This is a genomic window from Embleya sp. NPDC050154, from assembly GCF_044460165.1.
Taxonomy (GTDB): domain Bacteria; phylum Actinomycetota; class Actinomycetes; order Streptomycetales; family Streptomycetaceae; genus Embleya.
On sequence record NZ_JBITJP010000024.1, the window covers coordinates 29,423 to 45,182 of the forward strand.

General features: G+C 72.3%; 15 protein-coding genes. 1 reads left to right on the forward strand and 14 read right to left on the reverse strand.

From position 1 onward, the window contains the following. Positions 1–30 precede the first annotated feature (30 nt). From ACIBSV_RS37865 to ACIBSV_RS37910, 10 genes are all read right to left on the reverse strand, one after another. Entirely contained in the window at positions 31–1,422 is a 1,392-nt protein-coding gene (locus ACIBSV_RS37865) for an acetyl/propionyl/methylcrotonyl-CoA carboxylase subunit alpha (protein WP_395871346.1), read from the reverse strand. A 66-nt stretch (positions 1,423–1,488) separates the two neighbouring features. Beyond that, a complete protein-coding gene (locus tag ACIBSV_RS37870) occupies positions 1,489–2,103 on the reverse strand; it encodes an acetyl-CoA carboxylase biotin carboxyl carrier protein (RefSeq protein ID WP_395871348.1) in 615 nt (204 codons plus the stop codon). After that, entirely contained in the window at positions 2,100–3,809 is a 1,710-nt protein-coding gene (gene accD / locus ACIBSV_RS37875) for an acetyl-CoA carboxylase, carboxyltransferase subunit beta (RefSeq protein WP_395871350.1), read from the reverse strand. The genes ACIBSV_RS37870 and accD overlap by 4 nt, the downstream gene beginning before the upstream one ends. 144 nt (positions 3,810–3,953) lie before the next feature. After that, complete coding sequence (locus ACIBSV_RS37880; protein WP_395871352.1) at positions 3,954–4,286, reverse strand: TcmI family type II polyketide cyclase; 333 nt, start codon at positions 4,284–4,286, stop codon at positions 3,954–3,956. 110 nt (positions 4,287–4,396) lie between these two features. Further along, complete coding sequence (locus tag ACIBSV_RS37885; protein WP_395871354.1) at positions 4,397–4,882, reverse strand: SRPBCC family protein; 486 nt, start codon at positions 4,880–4,882, stop codon at positions 4,397–4,399. Position 4,883: 1 nt separating this feature from the next. Continuing rightward, positions 4,884–5,138 carry an acyl carrier protein gene (locus ACIBSV_RS37890; RefSeq protein WP_331771528.1) on the reverse strand — a complete coding sequence of 85 codons (255 nt, stop codon included), beginning with the start codon at positions 5,136–5,138 and terminating at the stop codon, positions 4,884–4,886. 25 nt (positions 5,139–5,163) lie between these two features. Continuing rightward, entirely contained in the window at positions 5,164–6,420 is a 1,257-nt protein-coding gene (locus ACIBSV_RS37895) for a beta-ketoacyl synthase N-terminal-like domain-containing protein (protein ID WP_395871356.1), read from the reverse strand. Further along, a complete protein-coding gene (locus ACIBSV_RS37900; protein WP_395871358.1) occupies positions 6,417–7,685 on the reverse strand; it encodes a beta-ketoacyl-[acyl-carrier-protein] synthase family protein in 1,269 nt (422 codons plus the stop codon). Before ACIBSV_RS37900 ends, ACIBSV_RS37895 begins: the two co-directional genes overlap by 4 nt. Further along, complete coding sequence (locus ACIBSV_RS37905) at positions 7,682–8,098, reverse strand: cupin domain-containing protein (RefSeq protein ID WP_395871360.1); 417 nt, start codon at positions 8,096–8,098, stop codon at positions 7,682–7,684. Before ACIBSV_RS37905 ends, ACIBSV_RS37900 begins: the two co-directional genes overlap by 4 nt. Before the next feature lie 50 nt (positions 8,099–8,148). Then, a complete protein-coding gene (locus ACIBSV_RS37910) occupies positions 8,149–9,387 on the reverse strand; it encodes a SchA/CurD-like domain-containing protein (RefSeq protein ID WP_395871362.1) in 1,239 nt (412 codons plus the stop codon). 363 nt (positions 9,388–9,750) lie between these two features. On the opposite strand from ACIBSV_RS37910, the gene ACIBSV_RS37915 reads away from it, so the two are divergent. Further along, the gene (locus ACIBSV_RS37915) at positions 9,751–11,439 is read left to right on the forward strand and encodes an FAD-dependent oxidoreductase (protein WP_395871364.1); all 1,689 of its coding nucleotides are present in this window, start codon (positions 9,751–9,753) and stop codon (positions 11,437–11,439) included. A 178-nt stretch (positions 11,440–11,617) separates the two neighbouring features. Here ACIBSV_RS37915 and ACIBSV_RS37920 read toward each other — a convergent pair whose 3' ends face one another. From ACIBSV_RS37920 to ACIBSV_RS37935, 4 genes are all read right to left on the reverse strand, one after another. Beyond that, positions 11,618–12,328 (reverse strand): class F sortase, encoded by a 711-nt coding sequence (locus tag ACIBSV_RS37920; protein ID WP_395871366.1) that lies wholly within the window; start codon positions 12,326–12,328, stop codon positions 11,618–11,620. A gap of 143 nt (positions 12,329–12,471) precedes the next feature. After that, complete coding sequence (locus ACIBSV_RS37925; RefSeq protein ID WP_395871368.1) at positions 12,472–12,897, reverse strand: hypothetical protein; 426 nt, start codon at positions 12,895–12,897, stop codon at positions 12,472–12,474. A 280-nt stretch (positions 12,898–13,177) separates the two neighbouring features. Next, complete coding sequence (locus tag ACIBSV_RS37930; protein WP_395871370.1) at positions 13,178–14,212, reverse strand: methyltransferase; 1,035 nt, start codon at positions 14,210–14,212, stop codon at positions 13,178–13,180. Positions 14,213–14,531: 319 nt separating this feature from the next. Beyond that, the gene (locus ACIBSV_RS37935; protein ID WP_331771519.1) at positions 14,532–15,692 is read right to left on the reverse strand and encodes a helix-turn-helix domain-containing protein; all 1,161 of its coding nucleotides are present in this window, start codon (positions 15,690–15,692) and stop codon (positions 14,532–14,534) included. Between the last annotated feature and the right edge of the window lie 68 nt (positions 15,693–15,760).

Genomic DNA, 15,760 nt, shown 5'->3' on the forward strand with positions numbered 1-15,760 from the left:
TGCCTTCGTGGGAGAGGGATGGGAAACGGTTCAGGAAACGGGTACGGGCGGCCGAGCCGGGGCGGTCTCGGCGACATCGGAGGTCATCGTTTCGACGAGCCCCGTGGTGTGCTCGCCCGCGCGGAACACGGGGTGGCCGAGCAGCCGGCGCAGGAAGTCCAGGGTGGTGTGCACGCCGCCGCCGGCCACTCGGAATTCGCTCAACGCCCGCTCGGCGCGCGCGATGGCCCGTTCCCGGTCCGGCGCCCAGACGATCGCCTTGGCGAGCAGCGAGTCGTAATCGGGCCCCACCGTCCAGCCCGGGTACGCGTGCGTGTCGATCCGCACGCACGGCCCGCCGGGCGGCACGAACTCGGTGAGCCGACCGGGGGTCGGCGCGAACCCGCGGGTGGGGTCCTCGGCATTGATCCGGCACTCGATCGCCACCCCGCGCGGCACCACCTCCTCCTGACCGAACGTCAGCGGCGCGCCGGCGGCGATGGTGAGTTGTTCGCGCACGATGTCGACGCCGGTGACCATCTCGGTCACCGGATGCTCCACCTGGATCCGGCAGTTGATCTCCAGCAGGTGAAAATGGTGTGCGGGGGTGACCACGAACTCGAAGGTTCCGGCGCCCACATAGCCGACGGCGGACGCGCCGCGCAGCGCCGCCGCGCACATCGCGTCGCGCACCTCGGCCGGCAGGTGCGGGGCCGGGGACTCCTCGACCAGCTTCTGGTGCCGCCGCTGCACCGAGCAGTCCCGCTCGCCCAGGTGCACCGCGCCGCCGTGCCGGTCGCACAACACCTGGACCTCGACATGCCGGGCGTCGTCGATGTACCGCTCCAGGTAGAGCCGTTCGTCACCGAACACGGCCCGCGCACGGGCGCGGGTGTCCTGGTACGCCCAGGCCAGTTCGTCCGGGTCGCGCACCACGCTCATGCCGCGACCGCCGCCGCCCGCGACCGCCTTGAGGATCACCGGGTAGCCGATCCGGGCGGCGACCTCGGCGGCCTCGACCGGCGACGTCAACGCGCCGTCGCTGCCCGGCAATACCGGCAGACCCGCCGCGGCCATCACCGCGCGCGCCTCGCTCTTGTCGCCCAGGCGCTGCATGACCTGCGGGGGCGGCCCGATGAAGGTGATCCCGTGCGCCTCGCAGATCTCGGCGAAGTCGGGGTCCTCGGACAGGAATCCGTACCCCGGGTGGATCGCCTCCGCGCCGGTGCGTCGGGCCGCCTCGATGATCGCCGGCATGTTGAGGTAGCTGGATCGGGCGGGTGGCGGGCCGATGTGCACGGCCTCGTCGGCGAAGCGCACCACGGCGGAATCGCGGTCGGCGGTCGAGTACACGGCCACGGTGCGGATGCCGAGTTCGCGGCAGGTGCGGGCCACCCGCAGGGCGATTTCCCCCCGGTTGGCGATGAGCACGGTCGAGAACACGTGGACCACCTCGGTCGATGTCGGCGCTGGGTGTTCGGACCGCGACGGCCCGGACTGGGACTCGCGTCAGGGGGTGTGGTCGGAACCGCCGGCGTGATCGGCGCTCCCGTCCGGGCCCACCGCGCGCGGTTCGATCGCGATCAGCGGTTGCTGGTACTCCACCGGGTGCGCGTCCGGCACCATCACCTCCACCACCCGCCCGGACACGTCGGCGGTGATGGTGTTCATCATCTTCATGATCTCCAGGATGCCCACCGTCTGACCGGGCCGGACGGTGTCGCCGACGCTGACGAAGGGCTTCGCGCCCACCTCGGGGGCGTGGTAGAACGTGCCGACCATCGGTGCGCAGACGAACCGCCGTCCGCCGTCCGGCTCGACCCGCTCCTCGACGGGCGCCGCGGCGACGGGGGCACCGGACGCCGTGTGCGCCGCGCCGCCCGTCGCGGCCGGTTCGGGCCACTCGATCTCGAGGGTGGTGTCGCCACAGCGCAACCGGATCAAGCGCGGCGGCACCGAGCCGGTGCGCACCTGCCGCGGCTCGTCGCCCGAGACCCGCGGGGGTGACTGTGGGTGCGGCTGCGCGGGGTTCAGCGGCTTGACCCATCGTTCGTCCGCGTAGCCGGCGTGATTGTTGAGGTGCTCGCCGTCGCGCGCTTCGGGGGATCCGGGGGGTGGGGTCATGACGCACTTCCTTCGGCACGGGTATCCGGCGTGACGCCGAAGCTCCGGAATCGCTCGCCGCGTTCGCGCAGGAGCCGGGTCTTGTCCAGCGCGAGCAGTTCCTCGACGACGGGGATCAGCGCCGCGCGCAGCAGCGCGGCGGCCCGGCCCGGGTCGGTGTGCGCGCCGCCGGGGGGTTCGGGCACGATGCGGTCGACCACACCCAGGCGCAGCAGTTCGCGGGGACGCATGCGCAGCGCGGCCGCCGCGGCGGGTACGGCCGAGGGATCCTTCCACAGGATGGCCGCGCAGCCCTCGGGGCTGATCACCGAGTAGACGCCGTGCTCGCCGATCAGCACCCGATCGGCGACGGCCAGGGCGAGCGCGCCGCCGCTGCCGCCCTCGCCGGTGATCACGGTGACGATCGGGGTGGGCAGCCGGGCCATCAGGCGCAGGTTCTCCGCGATGGCGACCGCCTGTCCGTCCCGTTCGGCGTCCGGCCCGGGGTTGGCCCCGGGCGTGTCCACCAGGGTGATCACCGGCAGGCCCAGCTTGGCGGCGAGTCGCATCAGCCGGGCGGCCTTGCGGAAGCCCGCCGGGGTGGCCATGCCGAATTTGCGGTGTTGGCGTTCGGCGAGGTTGTCGCCGCCCTTTTGGTGTCCGATCAGCATCACCGCCAGGCCGTCGAGCCGGCCGATGCCGCCGACCACGGCGGGACAGTCGGCGCCGATCCGGTCGCCGTGCAATTCGTGGAAGTCGTCCAGCAGGCGGCTCGCGTAGTCGAGCGTGGTGGGGCGGGCCGGGTGCCGGGCCAGCCGGACGGCCTCCCAGGGGTCGCCCTCGTCCGACGCGTGCGCCGAGGACTCGGGCGGGGCGGGTGTCTCGGCGGGCACGTCGTGGGGACGCTCCTCGCGAGGCTCGTCCAAGGCGAGGAACTGCCGGATGCTCGCGCGCAGCGCCGGTCGCGGCACGATCACGTCGACCATGCCGTGCTCCAGCAGGAACTCGGCGGTCTGGAAGCCGGTGGGCAGCCGTTCGCCGATGGTGTGTTCGATCACCCGGGGGCCGGCGAAGCCGAGCCGAGCGCCGGGTTCGATCAGGATGACGTCGGCGAGCGTGGCGAAGGACGCGGCCACGCCGCCGTAGGTGGGGTCGGTGATCAGCGACAACACCAGGACGCCGGCCTCGTGCAGTTCGGCCAGGGCGGACGCGGTCTTGGCCATCTGCATCAGTGAGAGCACGCCCTCCTGCATGCGGGCGCCGCCCGAGGCGGTGACCAGCAGCAGGGGGGTACGGGTGCGCAGGCTCTCGTCGGCGGCCTCGGTGACCAGCGCGCCCACGGCGCAGCCCAGACTGCCGCCCATGAAGCGGAAGTCCATCGCGGCCACCACGACCGGCCGGCCGTGGATGGTGCCGCGCGCGCACAGCACCGCCTCGTCCATCCCGGTCTCGGCACGGGCCTCGGCCAGTCGTTCCGAGTAGGGGCGCGAGTCCACGAAGCCCAGCGGGTCGGGTGGGGTGGGGCCGACCGTCAGCGGTGTCTCGGAACCGGGGTCGAGGAGTTGGTCCAGGCGTTGACGCGCCGTCAGCCGGGCGTGGTCACCGCAGTCGGGGCACACCCGCAGGTCCCGGGTGAAGCGTTTGCCGTATACGAGTTCGGCGCAGCGCCCGCACTTGACCCAGTCGGGTCGGGTACGGACGGCGGGCCCGAGGTCGGTCTCGATCATGGGGGCAGGTCCTTGGACGGAGGGGCCTTGGACGAGGGGGCCGTGCAGCGCGGGGCCTTGGACGCAAGGGCTGCGGGGCGACAGGGGCCCGCGGCAGGCGGGCTCCGGGACCGGGAGTTCGAGTACGGGCCCCGGGTCGCGGCGCTACTCGGTCGTGCTGCGCTCCCAGCGGTAGAACTCGCGGGCCATCGCGTCCTGCGGCGACCGCCAGGTCTCCGGGTCGTACGCGTTCACGTGCATGGCCAGTCGTTCGCTGATGTCGCGGAACTGCGGATGTCCGGTGACCTTGGCCACCGCGGGCCCGGGCGGGCGGTCGGCCTCGATCAGATGCAGGTACAGGTCGCCGAATTGGAACAGGCTGCGCCCGGTGACGCCCACGAGGTGCGGGAGTTCGCCGGTGTCGGAGTTGGCGAAGATGTCCGCGATCCGGGTTGCCGAGTCGGGCTTCATCCGGGCCACGATCAGGGTGCGGTGCATGCGTACGGGTCCTTCCCGGTGAGTGCGTGGGGTGGTCGGCGGGGTCGCGGGGCGCGCGGCCCCGCCGACGGGGCGCGTCGTCGTCGGCCGGGCCGCCGACGACGCGCGGGTCACCAGGTGCGCGCGGCGGCGGGCTCGCCGCCCATCTCCCGGGCGCGCTGCTGGATCTTGTCCCGGATCAGTTCCAGTTGCACGCGCGAGTTGCGGTTGATGTTGTCCGTCATCCACGCGTCGTCGACCGGGGCGGTCTCCTTCATCGCGAAGTCCTGCACCCAGCGCATCCGCACGCCGTCGGGGACCTCGTGGTACTCCCAGCGGATGTGCATGTGCGCGAACGGTCCGGTCTCCACCCGGCGGGCCCACACCGTGCGGGTATCGCGGTCGGCCTCGCGCTCGGACACCCAGCTCCACACCTTGCCGTCCTGGTCCGGGTGCATGGTGAGGCGGAAGGTGACCTTGGCGTCCTCGCGGGAGAGGATCTCCACCGACGCGTACTCGCTGAACAGGTCCGTCCAGTGCTCCACGTCGTTGGTCATGTCCCAGATCAGGTCGATCGGGGCCGCGATGACGATGTCGTTGTCGGTATGCCCGGCCATGTCACACTCCAGAGGTCAGTTGGGAGTTGGTGGTTTCCAGGAACTCGCGCGGGGTCTTGCACTGGTCCGCGTCCGCGCCGAGCGGGAACTTGTAGCGCCGCTCCACTTCGGAGACGATTCCGAGCAGGCCCAGCGAGTCGAGCCCGAACTCCTCGAACGTCGCGTCCGGGCGACTCATGTGGTCCGGATCGGCGGTGACGCCGGCGCAGGACTTCATCAGCGCGGCGAGTTCCTCGTAGGTGAAGGGACCGTTCATCGCAGACTTCCTTTCGGGGGGACGGCTACGGGGTCGGGAAGGGCGTCCCGGGCCGACCGTCGCCGCGGCGCAGCACCAGGGCCGCGTTGTGGCCCATCAGGCCGCGGCTGAGCACCAGGGCGGTGCGCAGTTCGGCCGTTCGCGCCCGACCGGTGACCAGGTCGAGGTCGTGGCAGACGTCGAAGACGCCCGGGGTGGGCGGCAGTACGCCGTGTTCCATCGCCAGGATCGCGGCGGCGCAGTCCAGGACGGGTGCGCCGCAGTAGGCGCGTCCGATGCCGGCCTTGGGGGCGGTGACCGGCACCCGGGCCGCGTACGGGCCCAACGCGTCGGACAGGGCCAGTACTTCGGCGTGGTCGGCCTCGCGCACGCCGAGCGCGTCGGCGAAGACCACGTCGATGTCCTGCGGGGCGCACTCGGCCTCGGCCAGCGCGTCCCGGATCGCCCGGGCGAGTCCGTGCCGGGAAGGCCCCCAGCCCGAGGTGCCGGTGAACGTGGCGCCGTGTCCGGCCACTTCGGCGTGCACGCGGGCACCGCGCCGGTGGGCCGCCTCCGCCTCCTCGACGACGAACATCGCGCCGCCCTCCGCGGGCGCGAATCCGCACGCGGCCGAGGTGAACGGGAGGTACGCCTGCGCGGGTTCGCGGGCCAGGCTGAGCGCGTCGTAGCCGAGCTGGCACACCATCGAGTACGGCGCGAGCGGGGCCTCCGCCGCGCCGACCACGACCGCGTCGGTGCCGCGCCGGATGGTGCGGGTCGCGTGCGCGATCGCGTCCAGGCCGCCCGCCTCGTCGTTGGCCAGCACCGCGCACGGCCCCTTGAAGCCGCCGCGGATGGAGACCTGGCCGGTGGTGGCGGCGTAGAACCAGGCGATGGACTGGTAGGGCCCGACGAAGCCCGGACCCTGGCCCCACAGGTTCTGCAGTTCGCGCTGGCCGAACTCGCCGCCGCCGGAGCAGCTCGCGGTGGTCACCCCGACGCCGAAGGTCGGCATCGGGCCGAGCGCGGCGTCGGCGAGTGCCTGATCCGCGGCGACCATCGCGAAGTGCGTGAAGCGGTCGGTCTGGACCAGGAAGCGCTCCTCGACCACGGTGGCCGGATCGAAGTCGCGCACCTCGCCGGCGACGGCCAACGGCAGTTCGCCGCAGCCCTCGCGGGTGATCCGGTCCAGGACGCTGCGGCCCTCCCGGGTGGCCTTCCAGAACACGTCGACGCCGACGCCGTTGGGCGCCACGACGCCGACACCGGTCACCACGGTGCGTCTGGGTGCTGAGGTCTTCACCGGGGTCTCCTTTCCCGGCGATCCAGCACCACGGCGGACTGGAAGCCGCCGAACCCGCTGCCGACCGACAGCACCGTCTGCAGTGCCATCGGCCGGGCCGTCCCCGGCACGTAGTCGAGGTCGCATTCCGGGTCCGGGGTCTGGTAGTTCGCCGTGGGCGGCACCGCCTTGTGCTCCATCGCCAGGGCACACGCGGCCAGTTCGATCGCGCCGATCGCGCCGAGCGAGTGGCCCACCATGGACTTGATCGAACTCATCGGGGTCTTGTACGCGTGCTCGCCCAGGGAGCGCTTGACCGCCGCCGTCTCGTGGCGGTCGTTCTGCTTGGTGCCCGAGCCGTGCGCGTTGACGTAGTCGATCGCGGTGGGGTCGACCTCCGCATCGGCCAGCGCGCGGTCGATCGCCTCGGACATCTCCAGCCCCTCGCGGGTCAGCCCGGTCATGTGGTGCGCGTTGCCCCGGGTGGCGAAGCCGCCGACCTCGCAGTAGACGCGGGCGCCGCGCCGCCGGGCGTGTTCGAGTTCCTCCAGGACGAGCACGGCGGCGCCCTCGCCCAGGACGAAGCCGTCCCGGTCCGCGTCGAACGGCCTGGAGGCGTGCGCCGGGTCGTCGTTGCGGGTCGAGGTCGCCTTGATCGCGTCGAAGCAGGCGACCGTGATCGGCGAGATCGGCGAATCGGAGGCACCGGCCAGGTATACGTCGGCCCGGCCCTCCTCGATCGCGTGCGCGGCGTAGCCGATCGCGTCCAGTCCCGAGGTGCATCCGGTGGACACCGTCTGCACCGGGCCCCGGGCGCCGAACTGCTCGGCCACCTCGGAGGCCAGGGTGCTCGGCGAGAACGCCCGGTGCAGGAACGGGTTGGCCCGCTTCGGCTCCACCGCCCAGTTCCGACCCGAGTCACTGACCGCGACGTAGTCGTGTTCGAGCCGGGTGGTGCCACCCACCGCGGTGCCCAGCGAGACGCCGAACCGCCAGGGGTCCCCGCCGTCCCGGTCCAGGCCGCAGTCCGTGACCGCCTCCGCCGCCGCCGCGAGCGCGAACTGCACGTAGCGGTCCGCGCGTTGCGCCCGATCCCGGTCGACGCCGCAGGCGACCGGGTCGAAGTCGCATTCGGCGGCGATCCGGGAGCGGAACCCGGTGGGGTCGAAGAAGGTGATCCCCCGGGTCGCCGTACGGCCGTCCATCAGCAGATCCCAGAACGCGGTGACACCCACGCCGCCGGGCGCCACGACGCCGACGCCGGTGACCGCCACCCGGCGCCTCAAGAGTCGGCGCCCACGGTCTCGGCGGGCTCGATCCCCTCCGTGTCGACGTGCCCCAGTTCCGGTCGGGGCGCCAACGGGGCGATTTGGAAGACCATCCGGGCCTGGGTCCGACCGACGTTGCGGAACCGGTGCCGCATGTTCTTGGGCACCATCAGGCCCTGGTCGGGCCGGAGTTCGTAGGTGACGCCGTCCAGGTCCACTTCCAGCGCACCGGTGACGACGTGGATGAACTCCTCGGAGTACGGGTGGTAGTGCTCGGTGATCATGTCGCCGGGCTCGATGATGGCCAGGCCCATGAAGCCGCTGGTGCACCCCACGGTCGCCGGGCCGAGGGTGACCCGGAGCTCACCGCCCCGGCGCCGGTTGGGCTCGACCTCGTCGACGTCGACGATGCGTACGGTCTGCGTGGTCATGTGTGCCACCTCCAAGTGGCGGGCGGCGCCCGAAGGCGCCGCCCGGGGGGTCAGGCGTCGCGGTCGGCGCGACGGTCGGTGACGAGGGTCGTCTCGGCCGAGGCCAGCAGGTGCCGCAGGCCCTGGTCGGACTCCAGCGCGCCGTCCTCCCCGAGGTCGAGCAGCCGGCTCAGCCGGGCCGCGGACTCCTCGCGGTCGATGCCCAGCACCATCGCCGGGTCGTTCGAGTCGCCGCGCAGGTCGAGCACGCGCACCAGGGTGTCTCCGCGCAGGAAGACCGAGCTGCTCGCGATCGGCCCGGAGCCGGACGCGACCACCCGTTCATCGTGCCGCTGGAGCACGGTGGCGGCGGATTCGCCGCAGCCGTGCCGCACCGGGTACAGCAGCGCGCGGCGGGTGGTCCGCGCCTTCGCCGACTTGCCGGAGGCGGGCGCGGTCAGGTGGTACACCTCGGCCAGCGAGGAGCGCATGAAGAACGCCCGCGCGGCCTCGGAGTCGTTCAGGTCCCGGGCCTCCTCCAGATGCGGGTTCAGCGCCTCCTCGGCGGCCCGCACCTGCGGCTGCTCGGCCACGTGCCGCAGTGCGGCCCGCAGGTCGCCCTCGACCTCGATCGCGCGCACCACGCGGTTCCCGAGCATGAACACCGACGTGCGGCGCAGCGACGTGGTGTCGTTCACCCGGGCCGCGGGCGACTTGTAGCCGGCGAGGATCTTCGCCACCTCGGCCTCACTGCCGGGCTTGACGGTGAAGGTGAGCGCGCAGCGGACCACGCCGGGCACCGACGGAGCCGCCGCGCGGGCCTTGTCGCTCGCGCCCGCCTTGGCCTTGGCGCTCCCCGCCTTGACCTTGTCGGTCGCGCCCGCCTTCGCCTTGGCGCCGGAGCCCGCCTTCGCCTTCGCGCCCCGGGCGCCCTTGGTGATCGCCTGGCCGCCCTGGTCCGCGTGCAGGTCGGTCTCGCGGGCCACCGCGAACCGCAGCGAACGGGTGCCGCGCACGCAGCCGTGCAGCGGCTGCACCATCATCTGGTGCTCGGGGCTGTCCACCCAGGCCAGGTATTCGGAACTGCCCTCCCACTCGCTGGTGATCAGCCACTGGGTCGGGTCCTCGATCGACTGGCAGAGCTGGTCGCGCAGGTGGCCCGGTACGGCGGCCACCTGGTGCCGGATGCGCTCGTAGGCTTCCAGAAAGCGCTGCTCCGAGTCTTCGTGCAGCTCCAGCATGAGCAGCACCCGGAGCTTGGACGAAGTGTCGACGGTGGGATTCGCCGCGGAGTGGACGAGGGTGTCCATGTCATTCCTTTGCTCTTGGGATTCGGCCTGCGTGGTGCTGCCCGATGCGGGCAATCCCGGAGGGACCGGGCCGCGCCGAAGCCGCCCGGGGGACGGGGATACGAGGGTGCCGGGACGCCTCCCGTCGGTCGCGCGAAGCACTCGGACAACCAACCGATCCGTTCCGTCGGGACCCGGCCTCGACTTCGAGCGTGGCGGCGAATCATCACCCTCTGCATCTTTTGATGGCATATGAGTGACATTCGGCACAGCGAACGGACCACCCGGGATCAGCGGGAACAGGAGGACACCCACGGACCATCGGCCGTCCACCGCGGCGGTCGGCGCGTCCGCCGTCCTCGCCAACGCAGGAGAAGAGAACTGATGAACCCCGAGATCGAACACCGGGTACCGGTCCTGGTCGTGGGCGGCTCGCTGGTCGGGCTGTCCACGTCCGTGTTCCTGGGCCGCCTGGGCGTGCCGCACATGCTGGTGGAGCGGCATGCCGACACCTCGCGGCACCCCCGCGGACGCGGCAACAACGTGCGCACGATGGAACTGTTCCGGACCGCGGGGGTCGAGGACCGGGTACGCGCCGCGTCCGCGGTGCTGGCCGACAACCACGGCATCCTGCAGGCGGACACGATCGCCGGGGACGACCAGGAATGGCTGTTCAAGGAGATCGACCCCGGCGGCGGCCTGGCCAAGTTCAGCCCCAGTTCGTGGTGCCTGTGCAGCCAGAACGACCTGGAACCGGTGCTGGCCGACTACGCCCGCGAGCTCGGCGGCGTGTTGCGCTTCGGCACCGAACTGGTCTCCTGCGAACCGGACGAGGACGGGGTCACCGCGGTCGTGGAGACCCGGTCGACCGGCGAGCGGCAGACGGTGCGCGCGGACTACCTGGTGGCCGCGGACGGGCCGCGCAGTCCGGTGCGCGAGCGACTGGGCATCGAGGTGACCGGACCCGGCGACCTCTTCCACAACGTGAGCGTGACCTTCTCCTCCCGTCGGTTGGCCGAGTTCGTCGGCGAACGGCGGTTCATCGTCTGCTATCTGACGAATCATCACGGCGAGGGCGCACTGCTCCCGGTGGACAACCGCGACCACTGGGTCTTCCACCTGCCGTGGCACCCCGAGCGGGGTGAGCCGATCGAGGCGTTCACCGACGAGCGCTGTGTCGAACACATCCGCGCCGCCGCCGGCGTGCCCGATCTGGACGTGGAAATCACCGGAAAGGCCCCGTGGCACGCGGCCGAACGGGTGGCCGAGCGCTATCGCGTGGGACGGGTGTTCCTGGCGGGCGACTCCGCGCACGAGATGTCCCCCACCGGCGCGTTCGGCTCCAACACCGGCATCCAGGACGCGCACAACCTGGCCTGGAAGCTCGCGGCCGTGCTGAACGGGCACGCGGGCGCCGACCTGCTGGCCACCTACGAGGCCGAGCGCCGGCCGGTGGCCAGGGCCACGGCCGCCCGCGCGTCCACCCGTTCGGCCGAACACAGCCACCCGGGATACGCCGCTCCCCCGGTGGCCGGCGGCGGCAAGCAGCCCGGTGTGCTGGGCGTGGTGCTCGGCTACCGCTACGCCTCCGACGCCGTGCTCGGCGCGGATCCCGAAGTCCCGGTACTGCCCGAGCGGTTCCGCCCGCCCAGCGGCGACCCCGGCACCCGGGCGCCGCACGTATGGCTGCGCCGGGGCGACACCCGGGTATCCACGCTGGACCTGTACGAGACCTCACTGGTGCTGCTGGTCGGCGCGGGTACGGCGGGCGAGGTGTGGCGGCAGGCGGCGCGGCGGGCGAGCGGGCTGCTCGGGGTGCCGGTGGCGGTCCACCGGGTGGGCACCGAGGCGGAGTCCGCGATGGTGGACCTGGTCACCGCGCCCGATGTCGACTGGGCGCAACTGCACGGTGTCACCGACGAGGGGGCCGTGTTGATCCGACCGGACGGATTCGTCGCGTGGCGGGTGCCGGCCGTCGAGTTGGACCCCGAGGAAACCATGGTCACGGTGCTGCGCGCGGTGGCGTGTCGGGCCGAGGCCGACGCCGAAGTGGGCGGCGAACTCGACCGGTAGGCAGCCACGACCGGGGACGACCGCAGCAGCCGGCGGGCGTCCGAAACGGCCGGTCCCGGAGAGGAATCCGGGGCCGGCCGCGGCGTGTTCGTTGCGCCGCGCGTGGTGTCGGCGTGGCGTTTCGCGCGGTGTGTTCGCGTTGCGCGCGTGGTGCGGCCCGTGTGCGGCGACGGGGTGCCTACCCGCGCGGCACCGGGCCGGCGCCTACGTGGGGGGGCAGCAGGTGGGCGAACACGACCACGTTGTCCTTGTAGTCCTTGGACTTCTTGTCGTACACCCCGCCGCAGGTGATCAGCCGCAGTTGGGCGTCGGTGGTCTTGCCGTAGACCCGCTCGTCCGGGAAGTCGTCCTTGGGAAATACCTCGACCGAGTCCACCGCGAACTTCGCGACGCTGCCGTCGAATCGCTCGATCTCCACGGTGTCGCCGGGCTTGAGACTGCCGAGCCCCCAGAAGACCGCCGGGCCCATCATCGTGTCGACGTGCCCGAGCACGATCGCGTTGCCCCGGGCGCCGGGGGTGACCCCGTCCTGGTACCAGCCGGCCAGGTTGCGGTCCGCGGGGGGCGGCACCTGCAACACGCCGGAGTCGTCCAGGCTCAGTCCGATGAACGGCGCGTCCACCTTGATCTTGGGAATCTTGATCCGCATCGGCTGCGAGCGCTTCATCACCGGCGACCCCTGCTCGGGGCTCGGGTTCGCCGAGGGCACCATCGGCGCGGGCGTGCTCGGTTGCGCGGCTGCGGGCATCGGCTGCGGCGGCGGGCCCGAGTCGGTGCTCAGGTCGTGCTTGATCATCAGGATGCCCAGCAGCACGGCCGTCGCGGCGATCAGCATCAGTTTTCCGGCGCTGGTGCGGCGGGGCGCCGGTTGTGGTTCGGACGTGTCCATGGACGGTGCCGGATCTCGCAAGACGTTGCCTCTCTCCTGGGCGCTCGTGGGCCGCGGGTCGGGCGGCCGGCGACGACGACAGCCGTGGCCACCTCCCTGGTGAGGGTGGTGGCCACGGCGCGTGTTGCCTGGGCGAGGACGGGTCAGGCCTGGGCCGCCGCCGCACCCGGACGACGACGCAGGGCGTAGACGCCCATGCCGATGCCGCCCGCGATCAGGGCCGCGCCCGTACCGAGCGCGGCGCCGTCGTCGAGGAAGGCGCCACCGATGCCGGTGTGCACGCCACCGTGCGGGCTCTTGTGGTCCTTCCAGGACTTCTCGTGCGAGGAGCCCTCGTTGCCCTTGCTCTCGTAGCTCTTCTCTTCGGAGCCCGACTTCTCAGTGCTGTGTTCGGAGCCCTTCTCGGGCGTCCACTTCGCCTCGCCGGACCAGGACTTCTCCGAGTCGGCCGCCGGGGCGGGCTCCGGCTTCACCGGCGCCGGAGCGTCGGCGTAGGCGGACGGAACCGCCAGGGTCAGGGCTGCGAAGCCGAGGGCGGTACCGGCGACAAGAGCGCGTGCACGACGCATCGTGATAATCCTTCCGGCGCTTCGCGAACTGCCGACGGGCATCGGCACACGGGGATCGGCGAGGCGCCTCAATCACCATCGAACGACCCCGGTGACCCCGCGACCCGCGTGACTGCATTCGAGGGCCGCCCCTGGGCCTCCCGAGCGGATATCGCGGCCGGCTTCACTCGCCGGGAGCAGTCCGAGGTTTAGCACAGGGTTATGGAGTATCACTTTACGTAGCTCTTCGGGGGTTCCGCGGCCGTGTGCGGAGGTTCGGCAGGCCGCGCCGGGCGGACCGCTAGGCCGGCACCGCGCACTCGAACATGTGTAGCGACGGGTTCACCGCGCGGACGTCCCGACCACGCAGGCCCGCCTGCTCGATCAGGGTCAGCAGGCTGTCCTTGGTGTGCTTGCGGCCGCCGACGTTGAGCAGCAGCAACAGGTCCATCGCGGCGGTGAACCGCATCGACGCGGTCTCGTCGACCAGGTTCTCGATGATCACGACCCGGGCGCCGGGGGCGGCCGTCGCCACGACGTTGCGCAGCGTGCGCAACGTGCTGTCGTCGTCCCATTCCAGGATGTTCTTGATGATGTACAGGTCGGCCCGGACCGGGATCTCCACCCGACAGTCGCCGCCCACCAGGGTTGCCCTGGAGGCGAGTTCGCCGCCGTCACGGAGGCGGCGGTCGGCCGCGGCCACCACGCCGGGCAGGTCGAGCAGGGTGCCGCGCAGGGTGGGGTTGCGCTCCAGCAGGGTGGCCAGCACGAGTCCCTGGCCGCCGCCGATGTCGGCGACGCTGTCGATGCCGGTGAGGTCGAGCACCGCGGTGACGTCCTGGGCGGACTGCCGGCTGGACTGGGTCATCGCCCGGTCGAAGGCGGCGGCCGATTCCGGCGCGTCCTCGTGCAGGTAGTCGAAGAAGTGCTTGCCGTGCAGGCCCGGGAAGACGCTCTTGCCGGTACGGACCGCCTCGTCCAGACGCGGCCACACCTCCCACGTCCACGGCTCGGTGGTCCACAGCGCGACGTCGCGCATGCTGCGCGGGGCGTCGACGCGCAGCAGCCGGGACGCCTCGGTGTGCGTGTACCGCCCGTCCGGCTCCTCGGCGAAGATGCCCTGGCACGCCAGCGCGCGCAGCAGCCGGTGCAGCGCGCCCGGGTGGGCGGACACCGCGGTCGCCAACTCCTCCACGGTGGCGGGGCTCTCGCCCAGCGCGTCCGGCAGGCCCAGGCGCAGCGCGGCGCGCACCGCGGCGGCGGACATCGCGCTGAACGCCAACTCGCGCAGCCGGGTGGCCGCCTGCGGGGAGCGGGTGACGTCGGTTTCGGTCATGCTGATCGCCTCTCAACCGGTGGACCATCCGGGCCGGGCCGGCGGAACTCGACCGCAACGACCCGCGCACCGACGTCCCGGCGGTCCGCGCCGGGGCTGCAACGACTGTGACCCACACTCGCCGACCCGCCGCCGAGGCGCGGCCGGTCCGGGCGAAGACTCGCCCGGGAGTCATCCGGATGGGTGCAGACCCGCGGGGCGGGCGGGCGCCGGCGCGGGGCCGGGCGGCACAGGGCGGGGCGGCGCGGGACCAAATCGCACGATGGCGGGCCGCGCCGTGCCGGGTGGCGCGGATCCGCCGGGGTGCGCAGGAGCGGGCCTAAGGCACTTCCTTGAGGGCCAGGAGGAGTTCGCGGGCGGTCAGCGCCGCCTGGAGTTGGAGGGTGACCTCCGGGTCGAGCGGATTGGCGCCCAGGAGCTCGCGGATCTGGCCGATCCGGTAGCCCACCGAGTTGCGGTGCAGGTGCAGCAGTTCGGCGACCGCGGCGCGGCTGCCGTTGGTGGCCAGCCACGCGCTGAGCGTGGCCACCCACTCCTCGCGTTCCAGGATCGGTCCCAGGTGCTGGTCCACGAACGCCTGGAGCCGGGCCGGCGGCACCCCGAACAACAACTGGGCCAGGCCCAGCGAGGAGAACATCAGCTGCACCTCGCCCGGGCGTCGGCGCAGCAGTCCGAGCACCGTCTCCGCGTCGTGGAACGAGCGCGCGGTCCCGCGCGGGTCGCTGACCGTGGGACCGGCCGCGGCCAGGACGGGGACGTCGCCGACCATGCCCTGGAGCCGGATCCGGATCCGGCTGATCTCCCGCTCGATATTGCCCGAGAGCACCGCGAGGCCCAGCTCGCCCTCCTGGCGCACCGGCATCTCCAACCACGACAGCGCGGTGGTCCAGGTGCGCTGGTTGGGTCCGGCGTAGGCGAACACCACGGCGGAGTGCGGGCGATCCAGATGCAGGCCGAAGCGCGCGGCGGTGCGGGTCACGTCGCCGAGGTTACGCAGCGCGCCGTAGCGCAGTTCGTCGATCAAGCGGCCGGCCGTCTCGGCGGTCGCGGTGGCCACCGCGTCCCGGCGGATCGCCTCGATCGCCACCGCCGTCACCGCCGCCCGCAACAGCGGTTCGTCGTCGTCGGCGCCGTCCGGCTCGCCCAACAGCAGCAGCCCGACCCGGCGTTGCGCCACCCGTACGGCGAGCGCGGAGGCCCGCCAGCCCTCGTCGCAGGTGACCTCGACCACCTTGTCGTCGACGAACACGTGCGCGACGGCGACCGGTGTCATCGACTCGGTGCCGTCGTCGGTCGCGGCGAGCACTCCACCGTGCACGCCCACCAGCCGGGCGGTCCTGCCGGTGCGTTGCGCCAGGGCACGCAGGATCGCGAGCCAGCCGTCGCCGGAGAGGGCAAGCACGTTCAGTTCCCGCTCGAACGCCTGCGCCCGGTCCGGCACGGGGGTCCGGTTTTCCGTGACTTCCACCTTGTCGATCATGGATTTCCGCACCTTATCCGGTCGTTGTTACGCGGAATAGATACTTCGATCGGTCACTTCCCGTTACG

Excerpts from the sequence above, each read along its gene's own strand:
- ACIBSV_RS37870 (WP_395871348.1), bottom strand. The coding sequence starts at position 2,103 with ATGACCCCACCCCCCGGATCCCCCGAAGCGCGCGACGGCGAGCACCTC.
- accD (WP_395871350.1), bottom strand. The coding sequence starts at position 3,809 with ATGATCGAGACCGACCTCGGGCCCGCCGTCCGTACCCGACCCGACTGG.
- ACIBSV_RS37880 (WP_395871352.1), bottom strand. The coding sequence starts at position 4,286 with ATGCACCGCACCCTGATCGTGGCCCGGATGAAGCCCGACTCGGCAACC.
- ACIBSV_RS37885 (WP_395871354.1), bottom strand. The coding sequence starts at position 4,882 with ATGGCCGGGCATACCGACAACGACATCGTCATCGCGGCCCCGATCGAC.
- ACIBSV_RS37890 (WP_331771528.1), bottom strand. The coding sequence starts at position 5,138 with ATGAACGGTCCCTTCACCTACGAGGAACTCGCCGCGCTGATGAAGTCC.
- ACIBSV_RS37905 (WP_395871360.1), bottom strand. The coding sequence starts at position 8,098 with ATGACCACGCAGACCGTACGCATCGTCGACGTCGACGAGGTCGAGCCC.
- ACIBSV_RS37910 (WP_395871362.1), bottom strand. The coding sequence starts at position 9,387 with ATGGACACCCTCGTCCACTCCGCGGCGAATCCCACCGTCGACACTTCG.
- ACIBSV_RS37915 (WP_395871364.1), top strand. The coding sequence starts at position 9,751 with ATGAACCCCGAGATCGAACACCGGGTACCGGTCCTGGTCGTGGGCGGC.
- ACIBSV_RS37920 (WP_395871366.1), bottom strand. The coding sequence starts at position 12,328 with ATGGACACGTCCGAACCACAACCGGCGCCCCGCCGCACCAGCGCCGGA.
- ACIBSV_RS37925 (WP_395871368.1), bottom strand. The coding sequence starts at position 12,897 with ATGCGTCGTGCACGCGCTCTTGTCGCCGGTACCGCCCTCGGCTTCGCA.
- ACIBSV_RS37930 (WP_395871370.1), bottom strand. The coding sequence starts at position 14,212 with ATGACCGAAACCGACGTCACCCGCTCCCCGCAGGCGGCCACCCGGCTG.
- ACIBSV_RS37935 (WP_331771519.1), bottom strand. The coding sequence starts at position 15,692 with ATGATCGACAAGGTGGAAGTCACGGAAAACCGGACCCCCGTGCCGGAC.